Source organism: Chelativorans salis (genome assembly GCF_025336525.1).
Taxonomy (GTDB): Bacteria; Pseudomonadota; Alphaproteobacteria; order Rhizobiales; family Rhizobiaceae; genus Chelativorans; species Chelativorans salis.
Genome location: NZ_JAOCZP010000005.1, coordinates 104,941 through 125,545, shown reverse-complemented (window position 1 = coordinate 125,545; position 20,605 = coordinate 104,941). Strand labels below are relative to the sequence as shown.

The 20,605-nt window shown below is 61.6% G+C and carries 16 protein-coding genes; 13 read left to right on the top strand and 3 right to left on the bottom strand.

Annotated elements, in window-relative coordinates; translation table 11 throughout:
• The first annotated feature begins 80 nt into the window (after positions 1 to 80).
• From N5A92_RS17000 to N5A92_RS16940, 13 genes are all read left to right on the top strand, one after another.
• Entirely contained in the window at positions 81 to 1,733 is a 1,653-nt protein-coding gene (locus tag N5A92_RS17000; protein ID WP_260904893.1) for a carboxylesterase family protein, read from the top strand.
• A gap of 137 nt (positions 1,734 to 1,870) precedes the next feature.
• Entirely contained in the window at positions 1,871 to 3,544 is a 1,674-nt protein-coding gene (locus N5A92_RS16995) for a carboxylesterase/lipase family protein (RefSeq protein ID WP_260904892.1), read from the top strand.
• Between the two features lie 427 nt (positions 3,545 to 3,971).
• On the top strand, positions 3,972 to 5,960 hold the full coding sequence (locus N5A92_RS16990; RefSeq protein ID WP_260904890.1) for an oxidoreductase: 1,989 nt from the start codon (positions 3,972 to 3,974) through the stop codon (positions 5,958 to 5,960).
• A gap of 65 nt (positions 5,961 to 6,025) precedes the next feature.
• Positions 6,026 to 7,558 carry an ABC transporter substrate-binding protein gene (locus N5A92_RS16985; protein ID WP_260904888.1) on the top strand — a complete coding sequence of 511 codons (1,533 nt, stop codon included), beginning with the start codon at positions 6,026 to 6,028 and terminating at the stop codon, positions 7,556 to 7,558.
• Between the two features lie 152 nt (positions 7,559 to 7,710).
• On the top strand, positions 7,711 to 8,628 hold the full coding sequence (locus N5A92_RS16980; protein WP_260904887.1) for an ABC transporter permease: 918 nt from the start codon (positions 7,711 to 7,713) through the stop codon (positions 8,626 to 8,628).
• The gene (locus N5A92_RS16975) at positions 8,621 to 9,526 is read left to right on the top strand and encodes an ABC transporter permease (RefSeq protein ID WP_260904886.1); all 906 of its coding nucleotides are present in this window, start codon (positions 8,621 to 8,623) and stop codon (positions 9,524 to 9,526) included. The genes N5A92_RS16980 and N5A92_RS16975 overlap by 8 nt, the downstream gene beginning before the upstream one ends.
• A gap of 14 nt (positions 9,527 to 9,540) precedes the next feature.
• Positions 9,541 to 10,530 (top strand): ABC transporter ATP-binding protein, encoded by a 990-nt coding sequence (locus tag N5A92_RS16970; RefSeq protein ID WP_260904885.1) that lies wholly within the window; start codon positions 9,541 to 9,543, stop codon positions 10,528 to 10,530.
• A complete protein-coding gene (locus N5A92_RS16965; RefSeq protein WP_260904883.1) occupies positions 10,530 to 11,561 on the top strand; it encodes an ABC transporter ATP-binding protein in 1,032 nt (343 codons plus the stop codon). Before N5A92_RS16970 ends, N5A92_RS16965 begins: the two co-directional genes overlap by 1 nt.
• Positions 11,558 to 13,504: an oxidoreductase gene (locus N5A92_RS16960; protein ID WP_260904882.1), complete on the top strand. Its 1,947-nt coding sequence runs from the start codon at positions 11,558 to 11,560 to the stop codon at positions 13,502 to 13,504. The genes N5A92_RS16965 and N5A92_RS16960 overlap by 4 nt, the downstream gene beginning before the upstream one ends.
• Positions 13,505 to 13,535: 31 nt before the next feature.
• On the top strand, positions 13,536 to 15,029 hold the full coding sequence (locus N5A92_RS16955) for an aldehyde dehydrogenase family protein (protein ID WP_260904881.1): 1,494 nt from the start codon (positions 13,536 to 13,538) through the stop codon (positions 15,027 to 15,029).
• Between the two features lie 16 nt (positions 15,030 to 15,045).
• Positions 15,046 to 15,645 (top strand): glutathione S-transferase family protein, encoded by a 600-nt coding sequence (locus N5A92_RS16950; RefSeq protein WP_260904880.1) that lies wholly within the window; start codon positions 15,046 to 15,048, stop codon positions 15,643 to 15,645.
• Positions 15,646 to 15,721: 76 nt separating this feature from the next.
• On the top strand, positions 15,722 to 16,696 hold the full coding sequence (locus N5A92_RS16945; RefSeq protein ID WP_260904878.1) for a LysR substrate-binding domain-containing protein: 975 nt from the start codon (positions 15,722 to 15,724) through the stop codon (positions 16,694 to 16,696).
• A 4-nt stretch (positions 16,697 to 16,700) separates the two neighbouring features.
• Positions 16,701 to 17,609 (top strand): IclR family transcriptional regulator, encoded by a 909-nt coding sequence (locus N5A92_RS16940; protein WP_260904877.1) that lies wholly within the window; start codon positions 16,701 to 16,703, stop codon positions 17,607 to 17,609.
• A 40-nt stretch (positions 17,610 to 17,649) separates the two neighbouring features.
• Here N5A92_RS16940 and N5A92_RS16935 read toward each other — a convergent pair whose 3' ends face one another.
• From N5A92_RS16935 to N5A92_RS16925, 3 genes are read right to left on the bottom strand one after another with little or no spacing between them, the layout of a single operon-like run.
• A complete protein-coding gene (locus N5A92_RS16935; protein ID WP_260904875.1) occupies positions 17,650 to 18,015 on the bottom strand; it encodes a cupin domain-containing protein in 366 nt (121 codons plus the stop codon).
• Positions 18,012 to 19,802 carry a thiamine pyrophosphate-binding protein gene (locus tag N5A92_RS16930; protein ID WP_260904874.1) on the bottom strand — a complete coding sequence of 597 codons (1,791 nt, stop codon included), beginning with the start codon at positions 19,800 to 19,802 and terminating at the stop codon, positions 18,012 to 18,014. Before N5A92_RS16930 ends, N5A92_RS16935 begins: the two co-directional genes overlap by 4 nt.
• A 35-nt stretch (positions 19,803 to 19,837) precedes the next feature.
• Positions 19,838 to 20,569 carry an SDR family NAD(P)-dependent oxidoreductase gene (locus N5A92_RS16925; protein ID WP_260904873.1) on the bottom strand — a complete coding sequence of 244 codons (732 nt, stop codon included), beginning with the start codon at positions 20,567 to 20,569 and terminating at the stop codon, positions 19,838 to 19,840.
• Between the last annotated feature and the right edge of the window lie 36 nt (positions 20,570 to 20,605).

The window sequence follows — 20,605 nt, the reverse complement described above, 5'->3', positions numbered from 1 at the left end:
TACTCTGGCGGCCAGAACGGGCCGGAGCTTTCGGGAGGCGGGCAGGAACTGCCCGCGGTTGATGGAGGAGGGTTTCGAAGATGATCACAGCTCTGCGAGGTGCCCTGCTGGTCCTCGGCTTGTACGGCTTGGCCGGCATGCCGCATCCATCTGCGGCACAATCCGCTGCCGGTGCGAAGAATAATCCGGTGGAAGTAGTCAAGGTGGAAGGCGGGCTCGTCAAGGGCGTGCCGAGCGACACACCGGGTGTGCAGGTCTTCAAGGGGGTTCCCTTTGCCGGAAATGTCGGCGGCAAGAACCGCTGGAAGCCGGCACCCCCTGTAGAGCCATGGGAGGGCGTCCTCGCCGCGGACGAGTGGGGCGACCCGATCTTGCAGGACGAGGAAATCTCCAGCGATGAGGGGCTGAACCTTGCGGTCTGGACTCCGGCTAAGAGCACAAATGACCAGCTGCCGGTCTATATGATGATTCATGGCGGCGCAAACCGTCTCGGTTCGGCAAGCGCCTGGGATTTCCTCAACGCGTCAGAACTGGCTGCGCAGGGCGTGGTCGTAGTTTCCGTCCAGTATCGGCTCGGTGCCCAGGGGTTCCTTTCCCTGCCCGAGATGAAGGACGAAAATCCCGACGGCCTCGCCGGCAATTTCGCCATTCTCGATCTCGTCACAGCGCTGCACTGGATCAAGGACAACATCGCGGGCTTTGGCGGCGATCCGGAACTGGTGACCATTGGCGGCCAGTCGGCGGGTGGTGAAAACACGGTCGCGCTGCTGCGTACGCCGCTGGCCAAGGGCCTTCTCAAGCGCGCCTTCATCCAGTCGAGCTTCACCGGCTTCCTGCCTGGAAAAGTGGTCCCGTTCGAGGAGAAGGCCGTCCAGAACCAGGAGGCGGTGAACGAGATATTCGGCAAGGAGACCTCGCTCGAGGACCTGCGCCAGATCGACGCCGAGACCTGGAAAGCCAAGTGGAAGGACACCGATTCCTCGCTCTATAACACCTTGGCGCGAGCGGCGGCGACCAACCAGTTCTATACCATCGATGGCTATTCGACGACCGAGGACTCGGTGAACCTTCTGCAGCCGGGTGATTTCGACGGGCTCGACATCATCATCGGCCAGACCGCGGATGAATATACGGGCTTGCGCCCGGCCAACCGGGAGATGACCGAGGAAGAGCAGCACGAAGCCATGCTGTCTGCCATCCGCCCCTATCAGGCGGGCAGTGTCGATGAGAGCGTCTTCCCGCTCTATGCCAGCGACGACCCGGTAGAGCGGTACCGACTGTCCCTGCGCATGCTTAACGACTTCATGTTCCAGTATGTGAAGATCGGGGCGGAGCACGCCAAGGCTCACAGCGACGCTAACGTCTATCTCTTCTACTGGGATCACTGGCCTCCAGGTAAGGATCAGGGCTTCCGCCGCGCGTGGCATGCCGCCGACCTTTGGTATTTCAACGCGGCGATCCGCAAGGACAACCCGGACCAGCGGCGCTGGACCTGGCCGGACCTGGAAATGAAGCGCATCGCCAGCACCTACCTGGCCAACTTCATCAAGACCGGCGATCCCAATGGCCATTCCGTGCCACGCTGGGGGCAGGTCTCGAATGGTCAATTCCTGCGCTTTCATGAGGGCGAGGTCGAGATGCGGACCAACACCGTCCATCCCGACCGCGATGAATATCTTCGGCAGCGAATTCTCGAAGGCATGCAGATGACCGAGGCCGATCTCGACGGCTGATCGTAAAGTCTGTCCCGAGCACCCCGGCCGCCGCGCGGGACATTCTGAGCCGGTTCGATGCCACGCTGGGCGCTGCCTCGAAAGAGCATCTTGTTTCCGACTTGACCACTTGGACTTTCAGTTAATGGGAGGAAGGAATGTATTCACGCTCAAAATTGGTGGGTGCGCTACTTGCAGCCGCCTTCGCAGTCCCAATGCTCGTAACAGGCACAAGCGCTGCGCCCGTGGACATCGTGCAGGTCGAGGGCGGCAAGGTAAAGGGCGTTCCCACTGACGTTCCCGGTGTCCAGGTCTTCAAGGGAATCCCGTATGCTGCCACGACCACCGGAGGGAATCGCTTCCGGGCGCCGCAGCCGGTCGAACCGTGGGAAGGTGTTAAGACTGCCGACACCTGGCCGAACCAGTCGATGCAAAAGCCTGATCTCTTCGAGAAAGGCAGCTTCTGGTACGACGAGTTCTACTACGATCCGGAATTCAATCCGGATGTCAGCGAGGACGGGCTTTACCTCAATCTCTTTACGCCGGCGCGCGACACCGACGGAAACCTCCCGGTCTATGTCTGGATTCATGGTGGTGGAAACGATCACGGCTACGGCTCGGAGATGGAGTTCTGGGCGACGAAACTGGCCGAGAAAGGGATCATCGTCGTCTCGGTGCAGTACCGACTGGGCATCTTCGGCTTTCTGGCAATGGATGAGCTCGGCCAGGAAGATCCCATGGGAGCGAATGGCAACTGGGCCATGCTCGACCTTATCAAGGCGCTCGAATGGGTGCAGGACAACATCGCCGGTTTTGGAGGAGATCCAACCCGCGTGACGGTTGGCGGGCAGTCCGCCGGGGCGGGCAATACTGTCGGTCTTCTGAAGTCACCACTCGCCGCAGAACTGTTCGACCGTGCAATTGTCCAGAGCAACAGCAGTGGCCTTTTTCACGCACCGTACTGGCCGCTCGAACAAAGGTTGGAGACGGTTTCGGCCAGCCTTCATAAGGTATTCGATCGGCCGATGACGCTGGCCGATCTGCGGGCGATCCCAGCCCAGGATTTCGCGACCGCCACCGCACCCGGCAGCGACGAGAACCTCTATACCGCGCTGATCGGCGGCGGCATCGCGCGCCCTTCAAAGACGATCGACGGAGTGGTCTTTACCGATGAATCGGTAAACTTGTTCACGAGGAACTCGCTGAACGGGAAGGATATTTTGATAGGCTCGGTCTCGGACGAGCGTACGTCGACGGCCGGAGATCCTGCTGGAACCATGACCGGTAAGGAATTTGCCAAGGAGATGCAGGCCAAGGGTTACAGTGAGGATTGGAAGAACGTCTACAAGTATTCAGATCCCACCGACGCTTATCGCACCGCGCTCCGCGCCGAGGCTGACTTGCGGTTCCAGAACCAGCTTGTCTCGGCAGAGGTCGCCAAGAAATACAACCCGGCCAGCAACATCTACGTCTACTATTTCAATCACTTCCCGCCGGGACGGAACTCGGAGTTCTATCGCGCATATCACTCCTCGGACCTTTGGTATTTTCTCAACTCGATCCGCGAAGGGCGTGGCAACCGGCCCTGGACCGAAGCTGATTATCGTATGGCCGACACCATCAGCACCTATGTCGCGAACTTCGTGAAGACGGGCGATCCGAATGGCAGTGATCTCCCTGACTGGCCGCAGGTTGACGGAGGGGACTTCATGCGCTTCCACCAGGGTTATGCCTATCCCTCCAGGGAGACGCCCTATCCGGCGCGTGATACGCTCAACCGTGCGGCTGTACTAGCTGCCGAAGGGCTGACCGAGGCTGATCTCGGCCGCTAAAGACAAGCAATTCCAGGAAAATATGGAAGTCGATTTTCCGTCCGGAATTGCGTCGAATCTATTGGTTGGATCAGTTCATTGTTTCTGTGAACAGTGAACTGGTCCTGACCGTGGCTGCATCGCTTAGCCTAGCTGCTGTTCATGCAGTGGAGGGCCTGGGTCAATCCTGCAGTAGCCTGTCTTCGAAGCGCACGGAACGGCGCCAAAAAAGCCACTCTTATCTATTGCAAAATTGCAGGCGTCCCTAGGCAGCGGCGGAGGCGCGAGGAGACATCGTCGACGAGCGATAGAGCAGGGAAATATCGTTTAAAATCATCATATTATGCCCCATACCTGAGACTTATGAACCCATAAGGAAACAGTATTTCCGCGGTAGAGTCGCAGTATCTAATCTGTGCGGCGTGAACCTGAGACGGACCCCGCCTAAATGCAAAGACCTTACCCCCATCTCTTCCAGCCCCTTCAGATCGGCAAACTGCGCCTGAAGAACCGCATCGCCATGGCGCCGATGGGCTTCGGTGCACTCAGCGACGATCAGGGCATCCCCACGCAGCGCTATATCGACTATTTCGCCGAGCGCGCAAAGGGCGGGGCCGGCCTGCTCATGACAGGCATGCTCAAGGTCGAGGACAATATCGAGACTCTGCGTGCGCGGCGCGGGCCTGTCAGCAAGGAGTTCATCAAGCCGTTCGCGGATCTCACGGAACAGATCCATGCGTTAGGCACAAAGATTTTCGTCCAGCTTTCGCCCGGTCTCGGCTACCAGGGGCGTCCGCACAACGTGGTGGGCACGCCTGTCGCGCCATCTCCGATTCCGAGCTTCGCCGCTCCGGATATCATTTGCCGCGAACTCACGGTCGAGGAGATCCAGCAGATGGTCCGCGCCTATGGCAACGCGGCGGAGATTCTTTTCACGGCCGGGGTGGATGGCATCGAGCTCCACGGTCACGCGGGCTTCCTGCTCGACCAGTTCTCGCACAGGCTGTGGAACAAGCGGCGCGATCGCTACGGCGGCGACCTGGGCGGGCGCATGACATTTGCGTTCGAAATCTTCGATGAAATCAAGCGCCGGCTGGGCCCGGATTTCCCGGTGCAATACCGTTTTGGCCTGAAGCACTACATGAAGTCGTTTCATTCCTCTGCTCTACCGGGGGAGGATTTCGTGGAGGTCGGCCGCGATGTCGATGAGGGACTGGAGCTCGCGCGCCTGCTTGAAGATCACGGCTTCGATTCTCTCGCGGTCGATGCCGGCACCGCAACGGGGCACTATTGGGCGCATCCGCCGATCTATCAGCCCCATGGCTGCATGCTGGAACTTTCGGCGATGGTCAAGGAACTCGTCACGATCCCGGTCATCGCCGTGGGGCGCCTCGACATTCCCGAACTTGCCGATAGCGCGATCGCCGAAGGCAAGGCAGATGTCATCTCGCTGGCGAAGGCGCTTTTGGCCGATCCCTATTGGCCGCAAAAGGTCTCCGAGGGCAGGATAGAAGACATCCGCCCTTGTATCGGCTGCCACCAGGCCTGCTCGGAACAGTTCAACGGGCGTTATCTCAACTCCTGCACGGTGAACCCCGCCTGTGGACGCGAACGCTCTCATCAATTGATGCCCGCACGGGAAAGCCGGCGCGTGCTCGTTGTCGGCGGCGGCGTTGCCGGTATGGAAACCGCGCGCGTGAGCGCAAGCCGTGGCCACAAGGTGACGCTCTGTGAGCGGTCGGTCGAACTCGGTGGGCACCTGATCGAGGCAGGGGTTCCCGAAGACAAGAAAGACGTGGAGCGGCTGAACGCCTGGTACAAGCGCCAGATGGAGCTGCTCGGCATCGACGTGCGCGTGAACACCGATGTCACGGCGGAACTGGTTGCCGAGGAAAAGGCCGATGTCGTGGTGCTGGCGACCGGCTCGAGCGACGTTGTGCCTCCCATCCCCGGTTCTGACAAGCCGCATGTTATTCCCACAACGGAACTGCTGCTAGGGCAGCGATTGCCGGGGCGCGAGGTGGTCGTGGTCGGCGCCGGCGAAAACGGCTGCGAGGCGGCATTGTGGCTCCATCGAAGGGGCTGCAAGGTCACGGTCGTGGAGATGCAGTCGAAGCCGATCGCCATTCCGGTCGCCAATGCAAACCGCAACATGCTTCTCGACATGCTCACTCATGCCGGGGTTCCGATCCTGCTCGAAACGGCAGTCCGGGAGGTCCACGATGACGGTGTGACCGTTGAAACGCACCACGGCGAGAAACGGATGATTGCCTGCGACACGGTCGTTCTCTCTGTCGGGATGAAACCGGAGAACGGACTCTATCGATCGCTGAACACGTTCTTCGCGGGGCCTATGTACGAGATCGGCGATTGCCAGGAACCCAGCAACATCATGAAGGCAGTTTGGGACGGGTTTGAGGTCGGGAGGACCATCTGAAGCCACGTTCCCGCGCAAAGCCGGCGCGCTGAATGACCGCCGCCGGAAGAGGGAGGAGACAGACCATGCAGACCCGAAGGGAATTCCTCGTCAGCTCCGCGTTGGCAACCGCAGTCGGACTGCCGCGTGTGGCCTTTGCACAGTCGGAGGACAGCATTACGATCGCCATCGGCGACGAACCGACCACTTCTGATCAGACTGTTGCCTGGACGGGTGTCGACTACAATACCATCGAGAACTATGCGGAATATCTTTTCCCGCGGGATACAGGCGGCGAAATCGTGCCCGGCTTGGCCGCCGAGTGGAAATATTCCGAAGACGGCAAGACACTCGATGTGACGCTGCGCGACGACGTCGTATTCCACAGCGGCGACAAGCTCACCGCGGCTGACGTGGTGTTCAGCTATGAGCGCGGCATGGAGGAAAGCCGGACTGTGGCAAACCGTTTGCGGTCTTTCGACCGCATCGAGGTCAAGGACAACTATCACCTGACATTCCATTTCAAGAATCCGGACGTGACATTCCTGCCCAACCGGGGAGCGGCGATGATGGCCTCCAAGGCCTATTTTGATCGCGTCGGGGAAGAAGAATTCTCGCGCAACCCCGTGGGAACCGGCCCTTACAAGTTCTCAAGCTACGCGGTCGGAGAATATGTGGAAGTCGAGCGTTTCGACGACTACTGGGGCGCGGTGCCGCCGATCGCCCGTGCGAAGTTCGTCTTCGTGCCGGAGGAAACGACGCGCGTCGCCTCGCTCCAGGCAGGCGAAACCGATTTGATCATGGCGTGCCCCTATTATGCCGTGGCAGGATTTGATGCCGTGGGCGACGTCAAGACCGTGAAGCTACCGGTGAATCATCCCACCATGTCGATCGTGTTCAGCACGCAAAATCCGGAAGACCCCTGGCACGACAGGCAGGTGCGGCTGGCTTTGGCATACGCCGTGGATACCGATGCGATCATCAATGGTGTCCTGTTCGGCGTTCCGCAGCGTCTGGCGTTCCTTGCGCCTTACGAGGTCGGCTACGATCCAGATCTGAAGCCCTACCCATACGATCCCGAGAAAGCGAAGGCGCTTCTGGCGGAGGCCGGTTATCCCGACGGCTTCGACATGGAGTTGAACTACGCCATTACCGGCCGCGTTCAGATGAACCCGCAGGTGGCGGAAGCCGTTGCAGCTTATTTCGAGGCGGTGGGTGTGCGCACGAAGCTGGTCGGCGAGGAATGGGAGGCTTACCGCTCCAAGTACAATGCAGCCAAGGAGCCGGGTTCGTCCTATGTCGCCCTGTTCACCCATGGCCGCGCGGGCAGCCCCGATCCGACTTACAATCTGGGCCTGTTCTTCCGTGCCGGCGGCCCGATCAGCATCTATAACAATCCGGAATTGGATGCGATCAACGCCGAAGCGACCGCCACCATGGATGAGGAAAAGCGAGGCGAGCTGATCAAGCAGGCGGTCCGCCTCATTCACGAGGATGTTCCGAGCATCCCGATCTACAATAATTTCGCTGTCTACGCGATGAAGAGCAACGTGAACTTCGTGCCGACCCAGGGCTTCAATTTCGACCTGGTGCTGGTCAAGGACATGTCGTTCGCCTGATCGGCTGGACGAGGAACTTCAATAAAGTCGGAGCGGACGGCTGCATGCTCCGCACCATCAACAACAAGCGCCGAGGGAACGGGAGTTCCCCGGCGAGGGTGCCGATATTGCTCTGCGCTGGCAGGGCGGGCAACTGAACGGAGAGCTCGGGCATGCTGCGATATGCGCTCAAGCGGCTGGGGGTAGGCCTCCTTTGCCTCGTCGGCGTGAGCGTCATCATCTTCGTGGCGATGCGGCTCGCGGGCGATCCGACGCTTCTTCTGCTGCCGGACGATGCCACCGAACAGGACCGGATCGAACTGCGCCAGGAGCTTGGGCTCGATAAGCCCCTGCCGGTGCAGTATGCGATCTTCGTGGCAGGTGCCGTTCAGGGCGATTTCGGCATGTCGACGCGCTGGAAGATGCCAGCGATGGAGCTTGTGCTTGCACGCCTGCCGGCGACGCTGCAACTTGCCGGCCTTGCCTTCTCGCTTGCCGTTGGGATCGGCCTTCTGAGTGGGGTGACTTCGGCGACGGCGCGCGGTTCCGTTTTCGATCAGTGCGTGCGCCTCGGTGTGACGCTCGGCCTAGCGGTTCCGGTGTTCTGGGTCGGCCTGATCTTCATCATGGTCTTTGCGGTGGATCTCGGGTGGTTCCCGACCAGCGGGCGCGGAAGCTTCGCGCACTTGATCTTGCCGGCCGTGACGATGGCGCTCAATCCGGCTGCGGCGATGAGCCGGCTCTCCCGCTCAGCGATGCTGGGCGTCCTTGGCGCCGACTACATAAAGATGGCGCGGGTGAAGGGAAATTCTGAGGCACGCGTCGTCTGGAAGCACGGGCTCCGCAACGCCGCGATCCCCGTGGCGACCCTCGCCGGCATCCAGCTTGCAAACATGATCGGCAACACCGTGGTTGTCGAAACCATCTTCGCTTGGCCCGGCATCGGCAAGCTCATCATAGACGCGATTTTTGCCCGGGATTTTGCCGTGGTGCAGGCCGCAATCTGCGTCGTGGCCGCCGCCTACATCATCCTCAACCTGGCCGTGGACCTTACCTACGGCCTGCTCGATCCACAGATCCGATATGACTGACGACCACGTCGATATGCCAGCGGAAACCTTGGGCACGGGGGCAGGACCGCGCCGCGCTTCGATTTTCCGCGCCCTTGGGGATTGGCCGGTCCTGCCTATCATCCTGCTGTTGCCCATCATCCTCTTTGGCGTGTTCGGCCCGTTGATTTCGCCCTACGATCCATCGGCGGTAAACCCCGCCGTGGCGCTCAGGCCGCCTTCATGGCTGACGGGAGACGGTTTGGCCCACCTGTTCGGGACAGACTATCTCGGCCGCGACGTCTTCAGCCGGGTGATCGCGGGCGCGCGGGCCTCCCTCCTCGTCTCCTTCTTCGGCGTCGGCATCGCCGGCATCGTCGGCATCACCATAGGGCTGATATCCGGCTATTTCGGCGGCTGGCTGGACACGGTTCTGATGCGGCTCGTGGACATCCAGATGTCGATGCCCGCAATCCTGCTCGCGCTGCTGATTTCCGCCGCGCTCGGCTCGGGATTGGTGACCGTCATTGCCGTGATCGCCATCGTGTTCTGGACGAACTACGCCCGCGTCGTGCGCGCCGAGACATTGAGTGTCAAGTCACGCGACTATGTGGCGATGGCGCGGGTTCTCGGATGCCGGGACGCAAGGCTCATTCGAAGGCACATCCTGCCCAATGTGATCGACAGCGCGCTCGTGGTCGCTTCGCTGCAGCTCGGCGCTGCCGTGATGCTCGAAGCCTCGCTGTCCTTCCTCGGCCTCGGCGTACAGCCGCCTGCCGTCGCCTGGGGCAAGATGATCGCAGAATCCAAGCTCTATCTTGCGACGGCCTGGTGGCTGCCCTTCTTCCCGGGCGTCGCGCTTGTGGTGACCGTCCTTGGCACGAACATGTTCGGCGACTGGCTTCGGGACAAACTCGATCCCCGCCTGCGGAACACATGAGGACTCGGAGTGAGATGACACAGGCCCCCCTCCTTTCGGTCGAAGACCTCCGGACCTACTGCTACACGCGCGCCGGCGTGGTGAAGGCGGTGGACGGTGTCAGATTTGCGCTCGAGCGCGGGGATTCGCTCGGCCTCGTCGGGGAAAGCGGCTCCGGCAAGAGCATGACCTGCAATTCGATCTTGCGCCTTCTGCCCAAGCCTGCCGCGCGGACCGTCGGCGGGCGTGTGCTCTGGGACGGGCGTGACCTGCTCACGCTTTCCGAGCGCGAGATGCGCCGCGTGCGCGGACGGGAGATCGGGATGATTCTCCAGGATCCGCTGATATCGCTGAACCCCGTCTTCACGATCGCCAATCAGGTAGGCGAGCCCTTCAGATTGCGCGGCGCGGCGAAGGGCCGCTCGGATCTGCGCGAAAAGGTGCTGGATGTGCTGCGGCAGGTTCATATTCCGTCACCCGAGGCAAGGCTAAGCCAGTACCCGTTCGAGTTCAGTGGCGGCATGCGCCAGCGCACGGTCGCCGCGATTGCGCTGGCGGGCAGTCCGGGCCTCTTGATTGCGGACGAGCCGACCACCTCGCTTGACGTGACGATCCAGGACCAGTTTCTGAGGCTCTTGCGGGAGTTGCAGGAGAAGACGGGCATGGCCCTGATTCTGGTTACGCACGATCTAGGGATCGTGGCCGAGACCTGTAACAAGGTCGCCGTCATGTATGCCGGCAAGATCGTCGAATTCGGCGATGTGCGGCAGGTGCTCACATCGCCCGCCCATCCATACACGGAGGCCCTGCTCAAAGCGCTTCCGGTGCCCGGGACGCGGCAGAAGCGGCTCTATCAGATATCCGGAGAGCCGCCCAACCTGCTCGATCCTCCCGCCGGCTGCGCGTTTGAGCCGCGCTGCCATCGTGCCATGCAGGCATGCAAAAAGGCCCGTCCGCCAATCAAGAGGCTTTCCGATGGGCGGCAAGCGGCGTGCCTCGCACTCGAAGCCGGGGAGGTTCGGTAGTGGGAACCATTCTCGAACTGCGCGACGTAAAGAGGTACTTCGGAATCCGCTCAGGAGGTTGGGTGGGCGGCGGCGTCGAGAAGCCGCTCAAGGCCGTCGACGGCGCCAGCTTCTCAATCGCCAGCGGGTCAAGCTTCGGCGTTGCGGGGGAATCGGGTTCGGGCAAGTCCACCATGGGCAAGCTCATCCTGCGTCTCGACCGCCCCACGGGGGGCGCGATCGAATTCGAGGGCCGCGACATCGGCAAGCTCGATGCCCAGGGGGACGCCTGGTATCGCACCCGCGTGCAGGCCGTCTTTCAGGATGCTTCAGGCTCGCTCGACCCGCGGATGCGCATCTCGGCCATTGTCGCCGAACCGCTCGAGATTCATGCGCGCACCGGACCTAATCGCCTGACCAAGATCGAAATCCGCGAGAAGGTCGAGGACATGCTGGCGCAGGTCGCTCTGCCAGAAAGGGTAATGCACGACTTTCCGCACGAGCTGTCCGGCGGGCAGAAGCAGCGCGTTGCCATCGCCCGGGCGATGATCCTTGAACCGACGATGCTGGTGCTCGACGAGCCCGTCTCCGCGCTTGACGTATCGATCCGGGCGCAGGTTTTGAACCTGCTCTCCGATTTCCAGGACCGCTACGGCCTGACCTATCTGATGATCTCCCACGATCTGGCAACGCTGGGGCATGTGAGTTCCCAGCTGGCGGTGATGTATCTGGGGCGGATTGTGGAAATCGGGGACACCGAGGAAATCTACGAGCGGCCCCTGCATCCGTACACAAAGGCTCTTTTCAGGGCGATGCCACTGCCTGATCCGGATCGGGTCAAAAGCGCACCCAGCCTGCGCGGAGAAATTGGCTCGGCGCTCGACCTTCCGAAGGGATGCCGTTTCTGCCCACGTTGCGACGAAGCAATGCCGGTCTGCAGCGCTGTCGATCCCGAGCTTGTCGATGTGGGCGCAGGGCGGCAGGTCGCGTGCCATCTGATTGGCGGGCCTCAACTCACGAAGGCCACGCACCAAAGAGGTTCCAACGAATGAAGCTTTTTGAACCGGGCTGGATCGGAAACCTCAAGCTCAAGAACCGTGTGATCATGTCGGGTGCGGGCATCGGCGCACTGATCGATTCCGATGGAAGCCTCTCGCAGCGCGGGATCGACTATTTCGTCGAGCGCGCCCGCGGCGGCACCGCAATGATCACCACAGGGTCGGTCCGCGTCTCACGCCATTTCGAAAAGGATCCGTTGAGCCCGATCCAGACCTCCCTCATGTTGGACAACAAGGTTTATACCCGTTGGGTGCACGAACTCAGCCAGGCAGTGCACGATTATGGCGCCAAGCTGTGCGTCCAGCTGGCGCCGGGCCTCGGGCGCTGCATGAGCAAGCCGGACCTGATGAAGGGCATTCGGCCCTATGGTGCTTCCGCCATACCTTGCCTCAACGACCCCAAGCGGTTGACCCGCCCGATGAGCAGGGACGACATCAACCGGATGCTCGATGATTTCGAGCGGGCGGCAGGCCTTCTCAAAGTCGGCGGGGCCGACATGGTCGAGTTGAACTGCCACGCGGGCTATCTCTTCGACCAGTTCATGACGCCGCTCTGGAACAAGCGAGAGGATGAATACGGCGGGAGCTTGGAGAACCGGCTGCGGCTGATCATGCAAGTGGTCGAGCGACTCAAGGGCGTTCTGGGCAACACGTTTCCGGTGACAGTGAAATATGCACTCGACCACTATCTTCCCGGAGGCCGAGAGGCGCCGGAAGGGGTCGAGATCGCGCGCGCACTGGAAGCGGCCGGGGTCGACGGGCTGATGATCGATGCTGGCTGCCGCGAAACGCAATACTGGACGCTGCCATCGGAGTTCCTGCCCGAAGGCTGCACACTGGAACTTGCGCAGATGGTCAGCGAGGCAGTGGATATCCCAGTGATCGCAGTCGGCAAGCTCGGCAATCCCGAGATAGCCGAAGCGGCGCTGACATCCGGCAAGGCAGATTTCATTGCCCTCGGACGCACGCTGATTGCCGATCCGAACTGGGCCAACAAGGTGCGCGCGGGCAGGTATCTCGATATTGCGCCCTGCGTCGACTGCTTCGAAGGCTGTCACAAATACATTCACGACGGAAAGCGGATCGGCTGCGCGGTAAACGCGGCGACCGGCAACGAGCGCGAAATGCGCCTCACTCCGGCAGAGCAGAAGAAGCGGGTACTGGTGATCGGCGCCGGGCCTGGAGGCATGGAAGCAGCGCGCGTGGCCGCGCACCGCGGCCATCGCGTCACCGTATGGGAAAAGGAAGGCGGCGTGGGCGGTAATCTCGGGCCCGGCTCGTCACCACCGTTCAAAGAGATCTACCGGCGCCTGACAGACTACCTCGTCCACCAGATGGAGAAGGAAGGCGTCGATGTGGTCTTTGGCAAGGAAGCCACGGCGGAAAATGTTGCGGAGATCTCTCCCGAAATCGTGATCGTCGCCGCCGGCTCCGCGCCCATCGTGCCCCCCATTTCGGGCGTCGAGGGGGCGAATGTCGTTGCCGCCAACGATGTCCTTACCAACCGGGCCGAATGCGGCCAGCAGGTGGTGATTGTCGGGGGCGGCGTCGTCGGTTGCGAAACCGCGTTGCATCTGGTGCTGCAGGGGCGCGAGGTGACAATCGTCGAACGATTGAGCGCGCTGGGCGGCGACATGTACTACATCAACCGCATGCATATGCTCAAACTCCTCCAGGAAGAGGGCGTCCGTGTTCTCACGGAGGCCAGCGTGCTCGAAATCAATGACGCCGGTGTTCGCTATGCGGAAAAGTCGGGAACTGAGCATCGGCTTGTTGCGGATACGGTCATACTCGCCGTGGGCTTCCGCCCACGCCGGGAAATCGCGGAGGCGCTCGAGAGCGGCCCGGCCGAGGTGTTTTCGATCGGCGATTGCATAGCGCCACGCAAGGTGGCCGAGGCGATGCAGGAAGCCTACCGCATCGCCCGACTAATTTAAGTCTTTGGCAGTGCTGCTCCTTGGAGTCAGCGTGTCCAGTTCCGCAGACGACCGTATCGGAGACGATCTGATGTCCTACAGTTTCGAAACCAGCCAGGTGGGGGCGCTGCCCGTTTGTGGGATGCTTCTGGGCGGCGAATGGGTTCCCGGAGAAGGGGCCGCGAGCGAGATTCTCGACAAATTCCGTCTGACATCCATTGGCCAGTTGCCGGCGAGTTCCAACGTGCAGATCGAGCGCATGATCAGAATCGCGCATGAGGCCTTTGAAGGCGACCGGCTGACGCCGCACGATCGCGGTCGCATTCTCGACGGTGTGGCGGAGCTGATCGAGGCGCGACTGGCCGCGTTCGTGTCGGTGATGCAGCCGGAAACCGGCTTTACGACTTCGGACTGCAAGGGCGAGATCGGGCGGACCGTGCAGACCTTTCGCCTGGCGGCCGAGGAGGCGCGTCGGCTTGCGGGCGACGTTCTCCCGGTTGCGGGCGCGCCGGGGCAAGGCAGGCGCTTGGCTTTCACGCTGCGCGTGCCGCTCGGCGTCGTGCTGGCGGTCACGCCCTTCAACGCTCCGCTCAATACGGTGGCGCACAAGATCGCGCCCGCGATTGCCGCTGGAAATACGGTGGTGCTCAAACCGGCCGGCCAGACGCCCCGCACCGCGTGCCTGCTGGCCCACTGCTTTCTTGAGGCGGGGCTCCCCGAGGGCTATCTGCAGGCCTTCCACGGGGGCGGCGCGGCGGTCTCCGCCGCAATGACGGATGAAAGGGTACGCTACATCGCCTTCACCGGATCGACCGAGGTCGGAAGGATCATTCAGGGGCAGGCAGGTTTGCGGCGCACTCAGATGGAGCTGGGCTCCATCGCCTTTACGTTGCTTGCCGAAGACTGTGATCTCGAAGTGGCTCTGCCGAAGGTGATCGGGGCCGGCTACCGCAAGGCCGGGCAGGTCTGTACCTCCGTACAGGTTCTGATGGTTCATAAACGTCTGAAGGACGAGGTCGAAACACGCATGGCCGAGAGCGTCGCGGCTTTGCCACATGGCGACCCTGCCTGCGAGGGGTGTGTGACCGGCCCCATGATCTCGCTAGCCGATGCAAAGCGTGTCGAGAACTGGGTCAACGAAGCAACCGCGTCTGGCGCGCGCCTTTTGGCCGGCGGTAAGCGCGAGGGTGCGGTGGTTGCGCCGACACTACTCACCGGTATCGGGCCGAACATGAAGGTGGGTTGTCGAGAGGTCTTCGGGCCTGTTATCGGGATCGAAAGTTTCTCCGACCTCGATGCCGCGATCGCGCGTGTGAATTCCACGCCCTACGGGCTGGCTTCGGGCATGTTCACGAACCGGCTCGATGCCGCCTTTGCCGCAGCCCAGCGCCTCAGGGTCGGCGGTGTGCATGTCAATGAGACCTCGTCGTCACGGCTCGATATGATGCCCTATGGCGGCTCCAAGGACAGTGGTTTCGGCCGCGAGGGCCCATATTACGCGATGCGCGAGATGAGTGAAGAGCGCGTGGTAAGTTTTACGGTCTAAGGGAGAGGCGGCCGAAATGCTGACCCTTCTTCAGACGTCGGCTTCGCCCTTCGCGCGGAAAGTGCGCATGGTGGCGATCGAACGCGGCGTGCCGCTTGCGCTTGAAGAGGCAAAGGTCGATCCGGCCGATCGCAACACTGCGCTCGGCGCCTTCAATCCGCTCGCCAAGATCCCTGTCTTGCTTACCTCGACGAAGGCGATCTACGACAGCCGCGTTATCTGCCGCTACATCGATGCCAAAGGGGAGGGGCCGGGACTTTATGCCGGCCCTGATCCCTGGGGGATCCTGAGACTCGAAGCGCTTGCCGACGGCATCATGGATGCCGCGGTGATTGCCCGGTACGAGCTGGTGATCCGTCCCGGCGACCTTGTCTGGCAGGATTGGGCTGCGGCGCAGTTTGCTCGCATCGAGGCTGCGCTCGATTGTCTGGAGGCGTGGACCGAAGACCTCCAAACGCTGCATATGGGTACGATCGGCCTTGCCGCTGCGCTCGAATATCTCGACTTCCGGCACCCCAAGCTCCACTGGCGGAAAAGGCGACCGGTTCTTGCGGAATGGCTTGAGGGCGAGGCGGCGACCGAGCGAATGCAATGCACGCGTTATTCGGCATTCTGAGGAGGTTTGCGATAATGTGAGCGGATGGCTGGACAGGAGTGTCCTTCCGGCCCATTCTCCCATGGGAGGAAAATGTATGGATATCCGCCAACTCCGCTATTTCGTTCATATTGTGGACTGCGGCAGCCTTTCACGTGCGGCGCGTGAACTCTACGTCGCGCAGCCCGCTCTCAGTCAGCAAATAGCCAAACTCGAAGCGGAGGTGGACAGGCCGCTCCTGAACCGTTCTTCCAAGGGTGTGGTCCCGACGGACAACGGGCTGGCGCTCTATCATCACGCGCGTTTCATGCTACGCCAGTTCGACCAGGCCGTCGAGATCGCGCGGGGCGAAACCGGGCCTGTGCAGGGCGTGGTGACGGTGGGGCTGCCGGCAACAACGGTAGCTGCGATCGGCTTGCCGCTGGTGAAGCGCCTGCGCGAACGATTCCCGAACATCCTGCTCAATGTTGTTGAAGGGATGAGCGGGCATATCGGGCAACTCATGCGGCTCGGTCAGTTGGATATGGCGGTGCTCTTCAGTTGCGAGCCGGCGCTTGAAGCCGTAATTGAACCCCTGATGGTGGAAGAGCTTTTCCTTATCCTGCCGGAGGAAAGTCGACTGGTCCCCGGCGGGATCGACCATGTCAAACTCGCCGAGGCAGCGGCGCTACCCCTCATTCTGCCGACGCGCGACCACGGCCTGCGGCAACGGATTGAGGCAGAGTTCGAGAATCGTGGCCTTTCAGCTAGTGTCGTGGCCCAGGTGGATTCTTTGTCGCTCGTCATGGATTGCGTTCACGACGGGATGGGTGCCACGATCAAACCAATGGGTGCAATTATGAAGGAGAGTGCCGGCGGGCGACGCTTCCGGTATCTGGCTTTCCGCGATCTCGTCTTCCGGCGGCGCAATTTCCTCTATACTCTGCCTCCGGGACAGCTTACGCCGGCGGCCACGGTTGTGGTTGCCGAGCTGCGTGAAACCGTGCGCTTGTTGATCTCCGACAAGATTTGGCCCGGCTTTGAAGGCGCATTCCCCGAGCCATCCCCCTTTCCGGAGGCGATCGCTTCCTGAGCAGTTGTGGTCCCCAGACATAGGATTCAAAACTGGTCAAACCCCAGAGCGTGGTGTTAGAGCTTCGGCAAGCAAGAACGGTGCCCAAACGCCGATGGAAAAGATGAACACAAGCGACAGCAAGCCTATAGTCCGCGGATCGGGTATCCAGTCCCTCGAGCGTGGCGCCGCAATTCTTGATGCGGTGGCCGGTAGTCCTGACGGTTTGGGGCTTACCGAGATCAGCGGTCGCGTGGGCCTCCACACCAGCACTGCATTCCACTTGGTCAAGACATTGGTGGGGCTTGGTTTTCTGTCTCAGGACGGAGACGGCAAGAAATACCGTATCGGAACCCGGCTGTTCGGACTTGCCTCCGGCGCTTCGAGAGAGCGGACCCTGCTCAATTTCGGTCTGCCCGTACTTGAGCAGCTCAGTGCGCTGACGGGCGAGACATCGCATCTCGCCGTCAGGGAGCGCGCTGACGTCATCGTTGTGGCGCGGACCGAAGGGGCGGGGCTCCTCCAATTGTCCGAGCGCGTCGGGATTGCACGGCCGATGCATGCCACCGCCCTGGGCAAGGTGCTCCTGGCATATATGCCAGAGAAAGAGCGGGACGAATTGATCAAGGCTCTGCCGCTCCACCGCATTACGGAAAACACAATCACCGATCCTGGAAAACTTCGCCGCGAAATGGAAGTCGTGCGTAGCGAAGGCATCGCCCATGATCGCGCCGAGTTCGACCCGGATCTGCGTTGTATCGCCATGCCGGTCTGGGATTTCACCGGCCGCTGTGCTGCTGCGATCGGTCTATCCGGCCCTGCCTGGCGGATGACGCCGGATGTGACCGGCAAGCGGATCCCAAAACTCGAAGAAGCGGCGCAGCAACTGTCACGGGCGCTCGGACACCGCACCTTGGAACCGGCAAAGGCATAGGAGAAGACGGCCAAAAAGCCATCTCCCATCGGGATATCCCTCACTCGTCCCGCGCGGGCGCGGTGACCACGATGAAAGTCAGGTCGCCAAGCCCTGTGTTTTCTATTGAGTGCCAAGTGCCCGGAGCGATGAAAATGACGTCGTGTTTGCGAACGACGCTCTTTTCTCCGTCGATCTCCATCATCCCTTCCCCTTCAAGGATATGATAAACCTGTTCCTGGAGGTTGTGGACGTGGCGCTCGACATAGGCCATCGGCTGATAGGTCGAGATGCGGTAGTCGATGTGCTGAGTGGCTGCGCTTTCGGGCGTGACAAGGCCCTTTGAGAGGGCGGAGCCGAAATGTCCTGGATACTGCTGCCAAGACACTTCGGCCAGGTGCCGGATGAAGGACTTGCGTTCGCTCATCTGACTTCCCCGTAAGGCTGCCAAGGCTTGCCGAAGATGGGCTCCTTGGGCGGCAGAGGCGGTAATTCCCACGAGCCCGTCGCCGGCGGACGGATATCCGCGTCCACATGTACGTCGATCAGAGCGGGTCTGTTCAGCTTCACGGCCTCTTCAAGGATGCCCGCAAAATCTTGGCTTCGGGTCACCGTATAGCCCACGACGCCGCTCGCCCGCGCCCATGCTGCAAAGTCAGGATTGTACTTTGCACCCGAAGCGTTGTGATAGAAGGCAGTGCGGTATTCGCGGCCGCCGAAATACCCGTATTGCAGGTCGCGGATCGCGCCCCAAGCGAAATTGTTCCAGACGACGAAAACAACGGCAATGTCATATTCGACCGCTGTGCACAGCACATGCGGCACCATGGTGAAACCGCCATCGCCGCTGATCGAGACCACGGGCCGGTCGGGTGCTGCAAGCTTGGCGCCGAGTGCCGATGAAGGCCCGAAACCCATCCCCGAATAGCCCCAGGTGTTGAGCATGGACTGCGGCCGGCGCGCCTGCCAGAACTGCATGTACCAATTGTGGTGCACGCCGGAGTCGAGCGTGATGATGGTGTCCTCGGGCAGCACTTTCAGGCAGTCGGCGACAATGCGTTCCGGCCGAATGGGGCTTGCATGCTCGGCAAATCCCGGCGCGACATATGCTTCCCACTCTGCGCGCCAGCCAGCAATCTCCGCGAGCCAGGGGGCGAGACGGTTGTCGCCGATCTCGCGGCCCTCCAGTTCGCCCAGAACCTGCTCAAGGAACGCACGAGCGTCGGCCACAATCGGCAAGTCCGGCGTGTAGTTCCGGCCTAGTTCCGCGTGGTCGACGTCGACATGGATGAGCTTGGTCTGCGGGAAGTTCCAAGAATAACCGGGCTTCCAGCTTGACGCCGACCGGTCATCGAAACGTGCGCCGATGGCCAGAACAAGATCGGCGTGCCGGCCGGCCTGGTTCGCCTGATAGGCGCCGTTGCGGCCGATAAAGCCAAGCGAGAGCACATCTCTCATGTCGAAGCAGCCCATGCCGTTGGGCGAGCTGATGACAGGGATCGAAAGCTTGTGGGCCAGTTGTGTGAGCTCGGCCGAGGCGTCGGAGAGGGCCACACCGTGGCCGATGAAGATCACCGGCCGTTCCGCCGCGAGGAGCATGTCCATCACCCGCTTCACGTCCTCCAGGCTCGCGCCGCTGCGGCGCCGGCCGAAGGCATTGCCGCGCAGCTCGGTCGCGACCTCGGCTTCTTCCTGAAAAAGGTTATAGGGGACGTCGAGATTGACCGGACCGGGCCGGCCCGTCGTCATCGCTGCCGCAGCCTGTCGCATGGCGAGCGGCAGCATCTCGACACGGGTGGGTTGGAAGCTCCGCTTGACCACCGGTTTGATAACACTGTTGAAATCGGCGTGATGATGAAGGTTCAGTTCCTGGAACGGTCCCCGGTTGAACTGGCTGGTGGGCACGTTCGCCGTGATGGAATAGACGGCGGAGCTGTCGGTCTGGGCTACCGCGAGAGCCATGATCTGGTTGGCCGATCCGGGGCCGGTCGAGGTCAGCGTGGCCGCCGGCTGGTGTGAGACGCGGAAGAAACCGTCGGCCATATGAACGGCGGTCTGTTCGTGGCGCGGCGAGATCAGCGCAATGTCGTCCCGGCGTTCGTAAAGGCAATCCAGAAGCCCCACATTGCCATGCCCGCATATGCCGAAGACATGGGTGATTCCCTCCTTGAGGAGAGACTCGGTGATGATCTCTCCACCTTTTTTTCGTGTCATCTCAGTCAGCTCCATGCAGTGATTATCGCCAGGCGTCAGATCATGCCGCCGTTCGGCTGGACGATCTGGCCATGGACCCAAGACGCAGCATCGGAGGCGAGGAAGCCGACGACGGCGGCAACCTCCGCGGGACGTCCGACGCGGTTGAATGGGCTCATCGCCGCGGACCGTTCCACAGCGGCGGTATCCTTGCCGGCGCGGAACAGGTCGGTGTCGACAGGACCGGGCGCGACGCCGTTCACGCGCACCTTGCGTGGCGCGAGTTCACGGGCCATGGAGCGCAACAGGCTTTCGACGGCGGCCTTGGAGGCCGTATAGGGGCCGACGCCGGGGATACCCATGCGCACCATGGATGTGGTGAGGCCGATGATCGTGCCGCCGTCGCGGATATGGTTCGCTGCCGCGTGAAGAACGTTGAAGGCACCGACGATGTTGACTTCGACAAGGTTTGCAAACCGCTCATGCGGGAATGCGCCGACCGGTGCCGGAGGCACATTGATGCCGGCATTGGCGACGACGCAGGCCGGCGCTCCGCCGAATTCGGCTTCGGCTTGTGTGAAAATGCGTTCGATTTCCTCAGGGCTACGAATATCGCATTCGTAGCAGGATATCCTGGCCAGGGCTCCACCGGGAACCGGGTCGGGTTTGGCCGAAATGTAGGTGAGCACGACGTCGTAGCCGTCGCGGGCGAGCGCCTCAACGATGGCTGCGCCGATGCCGCGTGAGCCGCCGAACACGATTGCAGTCTTGGAATTCATTTCGTCCATTCCCGTTGCCTATTTTCTGTCAGAGTTCCGGTGCCG

What these genes read in the sequence shown, in the direction of transcription:
- N5A92_RS17000 (WP_260904893.1), top strand. Translation starts at nt 81, where the DNA reads ATGATCACAGCTCTGCGAGGTGCCCTGCTGGTCCTCGGCTTGTACGGC.
- N5A92_RS16995 (WP_260904892.1), top strand. Translation starts at nt 1,871, where the DNA reads ATGTATTCACGCTCAAAATTGGTGGGTGCGCTACTTGCAGCCGCCTTC.
- N5A92_RS16990 (WP_260904890.1), top strand. Translation starts at nt 3,972, where the DNA reads ATGCAAAGACCTTACCCCCATCTCTTCCAGCCCCTTCAGATCGGCAAA.
- N5A92_RS16985 (WP_260904888.1), top strand. Translation starts at nt 6,026, where the DNA reads ATGCAGACCCGAAGGGAATTCCTCGTCAGCTCCGCGTTGGCAACCGCA.
- N5A92_RS16980 (WP_260904887.1), top strand. Translation starts at nt 7,711, where the DNA reads ATGCTGCGATATGCGCTCAAGCGGCTGGGGGTAGGCCTCCTTTGCCTC.
- N5A92_RS16975 (WP_260904886.1), top strand. Translation starts at nt 8,621, where the DNA reads ATGACTGACGACCACGTCGATATGCCAGCGGAAACCTTGGGCACGGGG.
- N5A92_RS16970 (WP_260904885.1), top strand. Translation starts at nt 9,541, where the DNA reads ATGACACAGGCCCCCCTCCTTTCGGTCGAAGACCTCCGGACCTACTGC.
- N5A92_RS16960 (WP_260904882.1), top strand. Translation starts at nt 11,558, where the DNA reads ATGAAGCTTTTTGAACCGGGCTGGATCGGAAACCTCAAGCTCAAGAAC.
- N5A92_RS16950 (WP_260904880.1), top strand. Translation starts at nt 15,046, where the DNA reads ATGCTGACCCTTCTTCAGACGTCGGCTTCGCCCTTCGCGCGGAAAGTG.
- N5A92_RS16945 (WP_260904878.1), top strand. Translation starts at nt 15,722, where the DNA reads ATGGATATCCGCCAACTCCGCTATTTCGTTCATATTGTGGACTGCGGC.
- N5A92_RS16935 (WP_260904875.1), bottom strand. Translation starts at nt 18,015, where the DNA reads ATGAGCGAACGCAAGTCCTTCATCCGGCACCTGGCCGAAGTGTCTTGG.
- N5A92_RS16930 (WP_260904874.1), bottom strand. Translation starts at nt 19,802, where the DNA reads ATGACACGAAAAAAAGGTGGAGAGATCATCACCGAGTCTCTCCTCAAG.
- N5A92_RS16925 (WP_260904873.1), bottom strand. Translation starts at nt 20,569, where the DNA reads ATGGACGAAATGAATTCCAAGACTGCAATCGTGTTCGGCGGCTCACGC.